Annotated in this window: 11 protein-coding genes; 10 read left to right on the top strand and 1 reads right to left on the bottom strand. The window is 45.7% G+C overall.

The genetic code is table 11. The features are described from left to right. Positions 1 to 49: 49 nt before the first annotated feature. Positions 50 to 526, bottom strand: a complete 477-nt coding sequence (locus ACM1ND_RS22785; protein ID WP_023990335.1) for a GyrI-like domain-containing protein — start codon at positions 524 to 526, stop codon at positions 50 to 52. Positions 527 to 767: 241 nt separating this feature from the next. Between ACM1ND_RS22785 and ACM1ND_RS22780 the strand changes: the two genes are divergently transcribed. From ACM1ND_RS22780 to cyoD, 10 genes are all read left to right on the top strand, one after another. Further along, on the top strand, positions 768 to 1,781 hold the full coding sequence (locus ACM1ND_RS22780) for an ABC transporter permease (RefSeq protein ID WP_023990334.1): 1,014 nt from the start codon (positions 768 to 770) through the stop codon (positions 1,779 to 1,781). 15 nt (positions 1,782 to 1,796) lie between these two features. Next, entirely contained in the window at positions 1,797 to 2,699 is a 903-nt protein-coding gene (locus ACM1ND_RS22775) for a carbohydrate ABC transporter permease (protein ID WP_023990333.1), read from the top strand. A 74-nt stretch (positions 2,700 to 2,773) separates the two neighbouring features. After that, positions 2,774 to 4,468: an ABC transporter substrate-binding protein gene (locus tag ACM1ND_RS22770; protein WP_023990332.1), complete on the top strand. Its 1,695-nt coding sequence runs from the start codon at positions 2,774 to 2,776 to the stop codon at positions 4,466 to 4,468. Between the two features lie 106 nt (positions 4,469 to 4,574). Further along, positions 4,575 to 7,052, top strand: a complete 2,478-nt coding sequence (locus ACM1ND_RS22765) for a glycosyl hydrolase family 95 catalytic domain-containing protein (RefSeq protein ID WP_418026592.1) — start codon at positions 4,575 to 4,577, stop codon at positions 7,050 to 7,052. After that, positions 7,052 to 8,398 carry a GH1 family beta-glucosidase gene (locus tag ACM1ND_RS22760; RefSeq protein ID WP_023990330.1) on the top strand — a complete coding sequence of 449 codons (1,347 nt, stop codon included), beginning with the start codon at positions 7,052 to 7,054 and terminating at the stop codon, positions 8,396 to 8,398. Before ACM1ND_RS22765 ends, ACM1ND_RS22760 begins: the two co-directional genes overlap by 1 nt. A 215-nt stretch (positions 8,399 to 8,613) precedes the next feature. Next, positions 8,614 to 8,862, top strand: coding sequence for a hypothetical protein (locus tag ACM1ND_RS22755; protein ID WP_013311984.1), 249 nt, complete (start codon positions 8,614 to 8,616; stop codon positions 8,860 to 8,862). A gap of 343 nt (positions 8,863 to 9,205) precedes the next feature. After that, the gene (gene cyoA, locus ACM1ND_RS22750; RefSeq protein WP_023990329.1) at positions 9,206 to 10,189 is read left to right on the top strand and encodes a ubiquinol oxidase subunit II; all 984 of its coding nucleotides are present in this window, start codon (positions 9,206 to 9,208) and stop codon (positions 10,187 to 10,189) included. 25 nt (positions 10,190 to 10,214) lie between these two features. Continuing rightward, on the top strand, positions 10,215 to 12,191 hold the full coding sequence (locus ACM1ND_RS22745) for a cbb3-type cytochrome c oxidase subunit I (protein ID WP_023990328.1): 1,977 nt from the start codon (positions 10,215 to 10,217) through the stop codon (positions 12,189 to 12,191). Then, a complete protein-coding gene (gene cyoC, locus ACM1ND_RS22740) occupies positions 12,191 to 12,799 on the top strand; it encodes a cytochrome o ubiquinol oxidase subunit III (RefSeq protein ID WP_023990327.1) in 609 nt (202 codons plus the stop codon). The genes ACM1ND_RS22745 and cyoC overlap by 1 nt, the downstream gene beginning before the upstream one ends. Further along, entirely contained in the window at positions 12,800 to 13,135 is a 336-nt protein-coding gene (gene cyoD / locus ACM1ND_RS22735) for a cytochrome o ubiquinol oxidase subunit IV (RefSeq protein WP_023990326.1), read from the top strand. The last annotated feature ends 68 nt before the right edge of the window (positions 13,136 to 13,203 follow it).

Raw genomic sequence — 13,203 nt, 5'->3', positions numbered from 1 at the left:
CTTATAGCCCTCAACACATTTTGTGCTGGGGGCTATTGTTGTGTCTTGCTCATTTCAATGCTATAAATAATTCAATCTCATTGTCTGAACTTTCTGGATTATATTTCTCACCCCAAATTTCAAAATCGTAATCCTTCGGTTCATTTCCGGTATCTTTAATCCATTGGCCATATATGTAGTCATACGAATGATCAAGCTCCGATTCGAGCCCCTTATGTGTGAAAGTTACATACTTACTTTCATTTACAGTATGACTTATCATATTTAATGGAACCTCACCTAGTTTACTTATTTCATAACAGATTATATTTGTAAACTTATCTACCTGAGGATTAAAATCAGGCTTCATGGGATAAATTTGCATTAAAATTACATTCTCATTTTTCCTGTCCCGAATTTCATCTTTTCTTTCAATTAATGAATGATAGATGCTCTTGCCAAGACCAGACTCAAATTCATTAATATTGGCTTCGATTCTGTAACCTGCAACATGAAAAAGAGGTAATGTTATTACGTTAGTTTCCATAAAGTCTCCTCCATCCAATAAGTTTGTCAAGTTTGATTATAATGTAAACCCCAATACAATTTTAGTCATCTTTCACTATAGGATCGATTTTGTTTGGAATCCGCAAAAAAGTTATGCTTGGAAGGCATAGAGACCCCTCATATATCTAATTTTGAACTGATTTTTCTCCTAATTCGTCGGGTACCCGCTTCCAAGCCAGCAAAGTATGATAATAGTATCTAGAGATGAGGAGGAGCTTGTTATGGAATCTTCAACTGAAACCGCTTCCAACAATGGTGCTGTGATTCCTGAATCCAATCGTGGAAGACCACGCAAGGCTCGCGGCCCGAAGCCTGAACGTGGTAGAAAAGGCTTGTGGGACAGTGTGAAGCAGCAAAAGTATCTTTATTTTATGTCCATTCCTTTCGTCATATGGGTGTTTGTTTTCAGCTATCTTCCGCTTTGGGGCTGGACGATGGCGTTTCAAAATTATAAGCCAGCCAAATCCTTTACGGACCAGAAATGGGTAGGGCTGAATAACTTTATTGAGTTATTTCAGGACGAACGATTTTATCTAGTATTACGTAATACACTGGCGATGAGCCTGATGGGGATTATATTTGGTTTTGTCGTACCAATCTTTTTTGCAATTCTGTTAAACGAGTTGCGGGGAATGCTGTTCAAACGGTTTGTGCAGACGATATCCTACCTCCCGCATTTTGTATCCTGGGTAGTTGTGGCTGGATTGGTCACGAAAATGCTGTCCATTGACGGAGGCATTGTCAACGATATATTGGTAGCGCTTCATATTGTGGATGAGCCGATTCAGTTCATGGCAAAGGGGAGCTGGTTCTGGTACATTGTAACCGCTTCCGACATATGGAAAGAGACAGGTTGGAATACGATTATTTATTTAGCTGCAATCACCGGAATTGATCAAGAACAGTATGAAGCATCGCGCGTGGATGGAGCGAGCCGCTGGAGACAGATGTGGCATATTACACTGCCGGGTATCCGCTCGACGATTGCCGTTCTGTTCATTATGGCGATTGGGCATCTGGTGAGCAATGGTTTTGAAAAGCAGTTCTTGCTTGGCAATAGTCTCGTGACGGATTATTCCGAGGTGTTGGATCTGTACGCGCTCAATTACGGGATTAATTTGGGTCGCTTCTCTTATGGGACGGCAATTGGTATTTTCAACTCACTGGTTAGCATTTTGCTGTTGTTTACGGCGAACGGTATATTCAAAAAACTGACCAAAGAAAGCATCATGTAGGGAGGGAGAAGCGAAATGACGAATAAGGCATTTAATGCTACCCGGTCTGAGAAGCTGTTTGACCTGTTCAATTATATCCTCATGGCTCTGATCGTGGTGTTGACGCTGTACCCGTTTCTGAACGTACTTGCGATTTCCCTGAACAATTCAACGGACACGGTTCGCGGTGGAATTTATATATGGCCCCGCCAATTTACGCTCGAAAATTACAAAACGATTTTCCAGTACGATGGCCTTCTTCAGGGACTGCAAATATCTATTCTTCGTACTTTGGTCGGAACAGTACTCGGATTGATTTGCGCGTCTATGCTTGCTTTTACATTGAGTCGGGTCGAGTTTCGCGCTCGTAAGTTTATTTCTACGTTTTTGGCGTTGACGATGTATTTTTCTGGCGGGATGGTGCCCGTGTTTATTTTGATGCGTGATCTGCATCTGCTGGGTTCGTTTTGGGTGTACATTTTTCCAGGCTTAATTAGCGCATTTAACGTGTTTGTCATTCGTTCCTTTATGGACGGTTTGCCATATGCGCTACAGGAGTCTGCCAAACTCGATGGGGCGAATGATTTTACGATTTACTGGAGAATTATTTTGCCGCTGTGCAAACCAGTATTGGCAACGATTGCTCTTTTTCTGGCAGTAGGTCAGTGGAATGCTTGGTTTGATACGTATTTGTATAATGGTGGGGCGCCGCAATGGACGACGCTACAGTATGAGCTGATGAAGATACTGCAAAGTACGCAGCAAGGCGGCTCCAGTATGACGAATAGTAACGATATGGCTAAGCAAATGGCTCAAATTTCACCAGAGTCGATTAAAATGGCAATCACGATTACGGTTACGCTCCCCATCCTGATGGTATATCCGTTCCTGCAAAAATATTTTGTAGGCGGGATGACACTGGGGGCAGTGAAATCATAAAAGACAGGATTCCGGTAGTAAAATAGCAGTTATTTGCAGGAGAAGTCATCATAGGAATATAGGAGGATTTATACATGAAAAAACACTGGTCCAGATTTGCACTGATTCCCTTGCTCGCGGTGTCCCTTACCGCACTCGCAGGTTGTGGAGGAAGCGATAAAGCAGCGAAGGAAGGCACATCCAGCGGCACAGACCCGATTACGTTTAGCTTTTTCGGAGCAGATACAAGCCCACAATGGAATGGAATGAAGGATGAAATAGGCAAGGAAATCACCAAGAAAACAGGTGTAACCTTGAATGCGGAATTTGATGTCAGCGGTGGAGGTGGAGATGACCGAATTGCTTTGATGGCAGCAAGTGGAGAATACCCGGACTTGGTTTCTCCTAAAGCGAATATTAACAAGCTTGTGGATGCGGGGGCCATGATTGATCTGACAGATCTGATCAACGATCATGCACCCAATCTCAAAAAGCTATATGGACCCTATATGGATCGTTTGAAATACAGTAATAAAGATCAATCCATCTATGTCCTTCCTACGTATGCAGGTGTGGGACAGGAGAGTTTTGACGCGACGGGGGGATTTGAAATTCAGCATAAGGTGCTCAAGGAGCTAGGATATCCAAAGGTAAGAACGCTACAGGATTATGAAAACGTACTCAAAACCTATGCAGCCAAACATCCGACGATCAATGGCAAAAAAACGATCCCACTCACGTTGGATGCAGACGACTGGAGAATTATGATTACCGTAACAAATCCTGCCTTCCAGACGACTGGAGCGCCGGATGATGGTGAATATTTTATTGATCCCAAAACATTTGAAGCGAAGCTTCATTACAAACGTCCGGAAGAAAAGGAATATTTCCGTTGGTTGAACCACATGTACAATGAAGGACTGCTCGATAAAGATTCATTTGTGCAAAAAAGTGATCAATACAAATCCAAAATTGCCAGCGGCCGTGTCCTCGGTCTGATCGACCAGGAGTGGGGTTATCAGGATGCCGAAAATGCGTTAAAAGCGTCAGGTAAATCCGAATCCAGCTACGCGCATTTTCCAGTTACACTTTCGGAGGAATACAAGGATCGTTCCTTTCAGGATACGGGCTTCACGTCCGGTTATGGAGTAGGTATTACAGAAAATTGCAAGGACCCGGTGCGGGCTATTAAATTTCTTGATTATTTAGCTTCCGATGAAGGACAGGTGCTAGTGAACTGGGGGATCGAAGGCAAGCATTATGAAATTAAAGACGGCAAACGCGTCATTCCTGCTGATGTACTGGAACAAAAAACGAACAATACAACCAACTTCAATAAATCTACGGGTATAGATTTGTACACGCTCATCAGCGGACACTATGGTGACGGCGTGAAGGACCCTACAGGTAACTACTATACTGCCAAATTCCCGGAACAAATTATCGCGGCTTATTCGAAGCCGGAGAAAGAATCACTTAAAGCGTATGGCGTAAAAACGTGGAAAGATCTGTTCCCGGACAAGAAAGAATTTGATGTAAAGCCTTGGGGCGCAGCCTATAACCTGACAACAGACAATGAATCCAGCTATAACGTTACATTCAAAAAAACGACAGACATTATCCGCAAACGTATACCGGAAGCTATTTTAGCACCGGCTTCCAATTTTGATACGGTATACGACAACATGATTAAAGAACTGGATGCCGCCGGAGCTGTCCAAATGGAACAGCAATACACGCAACTGGTGAAGGACAGAGTGGAGTTATGGAGTGGCAAGGCTTCTAAATAGCTGACTGCTTTTAACGAAATTTTGAATGCCGGAATGACAGAGCGCTTGTCCTTGTGGTCCATACGGGATTAGCGCTCTGTTTGATCTTGATAGGGGAGGGTTTGATGTGACGAAAAGCGAAAGACCACAGTCCCTGCGTTTATGGTATCGCCAGCCTGCTGAGGTATGGGAGGAAGCATTGCCAGTCGGTAACGGAAGGCTGGGAGCTATGGTATTTGGCGGAATCAGAGAGGAGCATTTGCAATTAAACGAGGATACGCTCTGGTCCGGATTTCCCAGAGACGGCGTTCAGTATGATGCATTGCGATATTTGCAGCCTGTCAGAAAGCTGATTGCAGATGGAAAATACAAGGAAGCGGAACAACTGATTAATGCGAATATGCTAGGTCGCGATACGGAAGCCTATCAGCCTTTGGGAGATTTGTGGATTACGCAGGAGGGCCTAGGGGAAATTGCACATTATGAACGGGAACTGGATTTGCTGACCGGAACGGCAGCGGTCACTTTTCAGAGTGCTGGAGTCTGCTATACCCGTGAAGTTATCGCCAGTGCGCCAGATGGAGTCATGATGGTGTCACTGACTGCGAATAAGCTTGGGAAGATCCATGCATCCGTGCGCATCACTTCCCTCCATCCTTGTGAAGACGAGGTTGGAGAGGATATACATTTTGGTGATTCATCCAAATGGGATAGCGATAAGGAGGACGCTCCATCCGAGGAGCCGTCCGGGGACTTTATTACGTTGACTGGACGAGCGCCCAGTCATGTGGAATCTAATTATCACGGCGATCATCCACAGTCTGTTGTTTATGAAAATGATTTGGGGATGGCTTTTGCAGTTCAGGCGAGGGTTATTCCCGAGGGAGGAACCTTGACGAAGGGTGCTGATGGAGCACTGATCATCTCAGGCGCGGATAAAATCACGGTGTATTTGGCAGCAGCTACCGGATTTCGGGGATTTCACACTATGCCGAATAGTGATGCAACGGAGTCAGCAGAAGCATGTCAAGTCATTTTAGACGGAGCAATTTCGCTGGGAAGTGAGCAGGTGCGGCAACGCCATGAACAGGATCACCGAAAGCTGTTTGACCGCGTTGTATTAGAACTGAGAGGTGATACTTTAACCGACGACTCCGTTCTACCGACCGATCTGCGATTAGAACGTTATCAGAAAGGTCAGGACGACCCGGGGCTGGAGGTGCTGTTATTTCAGTATGGCCGCTATTTGCTCATGGGCAGCTCGCGTCCGGGGAGTCAGCCTGCCAATCTTCAGGGCATCTGGAATGACCGGGTGCAGCCGCCGTGGAACAGTAATTATACAACCAATATCAATGCTCAGATGAACTATTGGCCCGCCGAGGTATGCAATCTTGCCGAGTGCCATGAACCATTGCTGCACATGATTGGAGAAGTTGCCCGCACGGGACGGAGGGTAGCCTCCATCCATTATGGTGCTCAAGGGTGGGCAGCTCATCACAATGTAGATGTGTGGAGATACGCTGGACCTTCAGGGGGCCATGCCAGTTGGGCGTTTTGGCCGCTTGGGGGTGTATGGCTGACCGCCCATCTATGGGAGCGCTATCTGTTTACCCTGGATACAGCCTATTTGGCAGAACAAGCTTATCCACTCATGAAGGGGGCGGCAGCCTTTTGCATGGACTGGCTCGTGGAAGGCCCGGAGGGTTGGCTTGTGACATCCCCATCCACATCACCTGAAAATAAATTCAAAACGCCGGACGGCGAGGAATGCAGTATATCTATGGGCTCCACCATGGATATGACGCTGATTCGGGAGCTGTTGGGTAACTGCATTCAAGCTGCGGACCTGCTGGAATTAGACGATGAGTTCCGCAACCGTTGCGAGGAGACACGGGACAGGTTAATGCCCTATCAAATTGGCCGTCACGGTCAGTTACAGGAATGGTTTGTCGATTTTGAGGAAGCGGAGCCTGGGCATCGGCATGTCTCGCATCTATATGGGTTGTACCCCGGTCGACAAATTCACATCCGTGATACCCCGGAGCTGGCTGAGGCGGCCCGTATATCGCTGCGTCGACGGCTTGATCACGGTGGTGGGCACACCGGATGGAGCTGTGCCTGGTTGATTAACCTGTACGCTCGGCTGGAAGATGGCGATGCCGCACACAGGTATGTTCGCACGTTGCTGTCGCGATCGACCTATCCTAATTTATTCGACGCACACCCGCCTTTTCAGATCGACGGTAATTTTGGTGCGACGGCGGGGATCGCAGAAATGCTGCTACAAAGCCGTCCGGGAGAACTGACGTTACTGCCTGCCCTACCAACGGCCTGGTCGAAGGGACGGGTCAGTGGATTGAAGGGACATGGCGGGATGACGGTTGGCATGGAATGGTCCTGTTCCCGGCTTGTCCGTGCTGAACTGGCCACATCCATCTCAGCAGGAAGCTGCACGATTCGCAGTGCACATCCGTTTAGCGCAGATGCTCGTCAGGCTCTGCCTGATCCTGAGTACGGAGGATTCATTTTGTCATGGATTTTTACCAAAGAGCAGGAAATAACGAACGGACATACGATTATAATTAAAGGAGAGGAAGAGACATAATGACCATTTTTCAATTTCCGCAGGACTTCATGTGGGGGACCGCGACGGCAGCCTATCAAATCGAGGGAGCTTATGAGGAGGATGGGAGAGGTTTGTCGATCTGGGATACCTTTGCCCATACGCCTGGCAAAGTATTCAACGGTGATAACGGCAATGTAGCTTGTGACAGCTATCATCGCTACGAGGAAGATATCCGCCTAATGAAGGAGCTGGGCATTCGTACATACCGTTTTTCAGTGTCCTGGCCGCGTATATTTCCCAATGGTGACGGTGAAGTCAATCAAGAAGGATTGGACTATTATCATCGCGTAGTCGATTTGTTGAACGAAAATGGGATTGAACCGTTTTGTACACTGTACCATTGGGATCTGCCTCAAGCGCTTCAGGATGCTGGAGGCTGGGAGAATCGTCGCACGATTCAAGCATTTGTCCAGTTTGCAGAAACGATGTTCCGCGAGTTTCACGGTAAAATACACCAATGGCTAACATTCAATGAACCGTGGTGCATCGCCTTTTTATCCAATATGCTGGGTGTTCATGCCCCGGGTCTGACAAATCTTCAGACAGCCATTGATGTAGGACATCATTTGCTAGTTGCGCATGGTCTTTCTGTGCGCCGCTTCCGCGAGCTGGGCACCAGTGGCCAGATCGGTATCGCTCCCAATGTCTCCTGGGCTGTTCCTTACAGCACATCTGAGGAAGATAAAGCCGCTTGTGCGCGCACCATTTCCCTGCACAGTGACTGGTTTCTTCAACCTATTTATCAAGGCTCGTATCCTCAGTTTTTGGTAGACTGGTTTGCGGAGCAGGGAGCCACCGTGCCTATTCAGGATGGGGATATGGATATTATCGGCGAGCCTATTGATATGATCGGTATCAATTACTATGCTATGTCAGTTAATCGTTTTAATCCTGAAGCCGGGTTCCTTCAATCTGAAGAAATCAATATGGGGCTACCTGTAACGGATATCGGTTGGCCAGTGGAGTCGCGTGGGCTGTACGAGGTACTGCATTATTTGCAAAAATACGGTAACCTCGATATTTATATCACAGAGAATGGGGCTTGCATCAACGATGATGTCGTGAATGGCAAGGTTCAGGATGACCGTCGTATTTCGTATATGCAGCAGCATTTGGTGCAGGTACACCGGGCTATTCATGACGGCCTTCATGTCAAAGGATATATGGCATGGTCACTTATGGACAATTTTGAGTGGGCAGAGGGATACAATATGAGATTTGGCATGATTCATGTCGATTTCCGCACACAGGTCCGCACCCCGAAGGAAAGTTACTATTGGTATCGAAATGTAGTAAGTAATAACTGGTTGGAGACCCGACGTTAAACGAAGAGATGTTTTGAAAATAAAGCAGATTTACGCCTGTCTCTGCTCCCTTTTGTTTGAATAGGAGGCCCTCTGGGGTAATAATAACCAAGATGAATGCAGGTTGTTTCAAGTATGTAGAGACAGCAGGAATAAAAAAATAAGAAGTGTGCATACTGAAAAAAATACCTGACGAGGGCGTTTTAAACCATTTTAAACCAGAGGGAGTGGAGGGTATGGCTTCGAATGTTAGGAAATCAGGATCAAATGATAACCAAATGAGCCGCACGGTATCTGTTATCGCTTGGATCGCCTGTATTGCAGGAATTATCCTTATTTTGCTTGATATAGGTAATTTAACTGATCGAAATATATATTTAATGACAGGTATTGGCTGCGTTGTTGCCGGGATTTTTATTTTTCTAGTTGGGAAATCATTTGTCATTGCACGCAAGAAGGAAGACCAGGAAAACGGCCGCAGTTAATACAATTTAAAAATGATTTAAAGCAATATATACCGAAAACAACAATGTGGGGCTTCGAGCAGTGTAGGATGATAACTGTAAGGAGTCCCCTTTTTTCTTTAATATAACTTCTTTAAGATACACAAATAACGTTTTTATTATGTCATCTTTGTATTAATAAGAAATTTTGAATTTGCAAGAGAAATTTTATTTTTAGAGATGTTTTTCACAAAAAACGGACAAATAATCGACAATTCTGTTAACAATAAAAAAAGTGGCCGCTTTTCTGCTATCTTATATAAGGGCAACATTACAGGAGTTCGTAAGTTTTGAGTAATTTATTATTTAAGGAGAGGGGAACAACATGAACAAAAAACCAAAAGCGATTATTGCGTTGGTTTTGACCGTGCTCACGGTAGCATTGCTCATTTGGACGTGTTTTTATGCTGGCGGAAAATACGTTGTTTTCGATCCAAAAGGACCTATTGGGCAAGCACAAAAAGAGCTGATCATTCTTTCAACGTCTATGGCTGCACTGCTGATTGTACCGGTCATGATTTTGACTTTTTTCATCATTTGGCGATATCGCGACGCACCGGATAACAAAGCCAAGTACCAACCTCATTGGGATGACAGCAAAAAGCTGGAGACCGTATGGTGGGCTATTCCAATCATCGTTATCTGCATTCTTGCGGTTATAACTGCGAGATATACCTACTTGCTGGAGCCTTCCAAGCCGTTGGCAAGTACACAAAAGCCAGTAACCATTCAAGTGACTTCACTGGACTGGAAATGGCTCTTTATGTACCCTGAAGAAGGTATTGCTACAGTCAATGAAATTCACATTCCTAAAGGTGTTCCAGTCCGTTTTGAACTGACTGCCGACGCCCCGATGAACTCGTTCTGGATTCCGCAATTGGGCGGTCAGATCTACACCATGTCAGGCATGGCAATGAAACTGCATTTGCAGGCCGACCACGAAGGAACATACTTTGGTTCGGGTGCAAACTTTAGCGGTGAGCATTTTGGACAAATGCGTTTTGATGTAGAGGTTCAGTCGGATGAAGAGTACAAAAACTGGGTCGCTAACATCAAGAAGCAGTCTAAGCCGCTGACGAAAGACGGCTATTTGGCGCTTGCAAAACCAGGTTTGTCCCAACCTGATGAGTATTCTTCAATTCCAGATGGCTTGTTCCAAGACATTGTAAGCAAGTATGTAGTGGATGGTGCTTCTAACCCGCATGCTGGACATGGCGGACACACATCCACAGAAGGTTCTTCCAAGTCCGATACAGAAGATGAAGCTGCAATGGACATGAGTCATATGAATATGAGCGGACACCATTAAATGATTACAGGGAAGGAGGCCCCCAATGCTTGACAAAATAAAAGAGTTTGCATCCACTTTCTTCGTTACTGGAGACCCGATGATCTATGGAGCGGACGTTTCCATCGCACTAGCAACGATCGGGATCGTGTTTGTGCTCACTTATTTCAAAAAATGGGGCTGGCTTTGGAAAAACTGGTTGACTACCGTTGACCATAAAAAAGTCGGTATTATGTATATTCTTGCGGCCATCTTGATGTTATTCCGCGGAGGCGTGGATGCATTATTGATGCGTGTTCAACTTGCTACACCGGATGTTACACTACTGCATCCTGAGCATTACAACCAGATTTTTACAACACATGGCACGATCATGATCTTGTTTATGGCGATGCCGTTGATGTTTGGTTTGTTTAACATTGCCGTACCACTTCAAATTGGTGCGCGCGACGTTGCGTTCCCTTTCCTGAACGCATTGAGCTTCTGGCTTTTCTTTATGGGAGCGATGTTGTTCAACCTGTCCTTCGTTATCGGCGGTTCGCCAGATGCAGGTTGGTTGAGTTATCCACCGCTTTCAGAAATGCAATTTAGTCCCGGCGTTGGTCAGAACTTCTATATCTGGGGTATTCAGATTTCGGGTATAGGTTCATTGGCTACAGGGATCAACTTTATTGTTACTATCATTAAAATGCGTGCACCTGGTATGACTTGGATGAAGATTCCTGTCTTTACGTGGTCCGTATTTTCATCATGTGTTATTATCATTTTCGCGTTTCCAATTCTGACGGTTACTTTAGCCTTGCTATTCCTTGACCGCTTTGGAGGAGGACACTTCTTTACGCTTGATTTCGGCGGTAACCCGATGATGTATATCAACTTGATCTGGATGTGGGGTCACCCTGAGGTATACATTGTAGTTTTGCCTGCCTTCGGTATTTATTCCGAGGTCATCAGTGTATTCTCCAAAAAGAAATTGTTTGGATACAAGTCCATGGTTTACGCCATGTTCATTATTGCGATCTTGTCCTTCTTCACCTGGGCGCATCACTTCTTCACGATGGGATCAGGCGCAGATGTTAATGCATTCTTTGCGATTTCGACGATGGTTATCGCAATACCAACAGGGGTTAAAGTATTTAACTGGCTGTTCACCATGTATCGGGGTAAGATTACATTCAAGACCCCTATGATGTGGTCAATTGCTTTTATTCCTAACTTCTTGATTGCTGGTTTGACGGGCGTCATGTTGTCTGTAGCGCCTGCTGACTTCCAGTTCCATAACAGTTACTTCCTGATCGCTCACTTTCACTCCGCTCTGATTGGTGGTGTAGTGTTCGGTTACTTGGCAGGTCTGTACTATTGGTGGCCTAAAATGTTCGGTTTCACATTGCCTGAAACGCCTGGTAAATGGGCTTTCTGGTTCTGGAACATCGGTTTCTATGTATGTTTTATTCCGCAATATTCTCTCGGTCTGATGGGTATGACGCGTCGTCTGAGCACTTATGGCTGGGATACCGGCTGGCAGCCGCTTAACCTCGTTTCGACCGTTGGGGCATTCCTGATGGGGATTGGTTTCTTGTTCCAGGTTCTTCAAATTCTTCTGGGCATCAAGAATTATCGTAAGCTGAAGGATACAACAGGCGACCCTTGGGGTGGCCATACGTTGGAATGGTCGATTCCTTCACCTGCACCGGAGTACAATTTTGCTACCATTCCACAAGTAGAAGAACGTGATGACTGGTGGGCAGAAAAAGATAAACGTGCAAAAGGTATTTTCAGAAAGCAACCGCCAATTGAAGCGATTCATATGCCGAAGAACTCGGCGATTCCATTCATTATGTCGGTATTCTTTTTCATTGCAGGTTTCGGGTTCGTATTCGGATGGTCGTTCTTCTATATTCCAGGGTTGATCGGTGTGGCAATTTGTATGATTTGCCGTTCGTTCTTCTCCTATGATGGCGACTACTATATCCCTGCGGATGAAGTAAAACGCACGGAAGCGGCAATAAGGGGGTCTGTATAATGGCACAAGCAGCAGCACACCAAAGCCATGATCATGACCACGGGCATCACGATCCGCAAGAATTGAAGATGCTTGGTTTTTGGATCTTCCTCGTAACGGACGTAATCCTGTTCAGTACCTTGTTCGCAACCTTCGTCGTCCTTCGGAACAACACAGCCGGAGGACCGGGTGGCGCAGAGCTGTTTAACATGACGGGCGTTATTATTGAAACGTTCCTCTTGCTCACGAGCAGCTTCACAAGTGGTCTGGCTGTGTTGGCCATGAACAAAGGAAGCATGAAGGGATTAATTAACTGGTTAATCGTGACGGCGATCCTGGGTCTTGGTTTTATCGGTTTTGAGGTTTACGAGTTTGTTGAGTTGGTACACGAAGGAGCCAATTTTGGAACCAGCGCGTTCTTGTCGGCATTCTTCACTTTAGTCGGAACGCATGGACTTCACGTTTCGTTAGGTCTGGTTTGGATGATTGGACTCATGTTCCAGTTGAAGAAACGCGGGCTTACACCAGAGACGAAGGGCAAAGTTTCGGCATTGAGCTTGTACTGGCACTTTTTGGACGCTGTCTGGATCTTCTTGCTGACAGTCGTCTATTTGATGGGGGTGATGTAGATGGCACAGCATCAAACAGGAGCGGGTTCGCATGGTCATGATGATTCTCACGGTTCAGTGAAATCCTATGTTATCGGGTTTATTCTGTCCATCGTACTGACCATCATTCCTCTCGGTGTGGTTATGAATCATATGTTGAGCCGCACTTCGACCATGGTTGTTATTTTAGCCGCGGCAGTGCTGCAATTTCTGGTTCAGCTTTTCTTCTTCATGCACATTCGTGAAAGCAATGGACCACGCTGGAATGTCATGACTTTGATTTTCGGGGTAGTTATCCTGTTGACCATTGTTGGTGGTTCTGTATGGATTATGGAATACAACATGGTAGCACACTAATAACAGGATTTTTGCAAAATCACTCAAGTAAAAACGAATTAGGAAAGAAGAAGCGGACTTAGAGCCGC

It is taken from the genome of Paenibacillus sp. JJ1722, from assembly GCF_048282685.1.
Classification (GTDB): Bacteria; Bacillota; Bacilli; order Paenibacillales; family Paenibacillaceae; genus Paenibacillus; species Paenibacillus polymyxa_B.
This window is presented reverse-complemented; position numbering and strand designations above follow the sequence as displayed.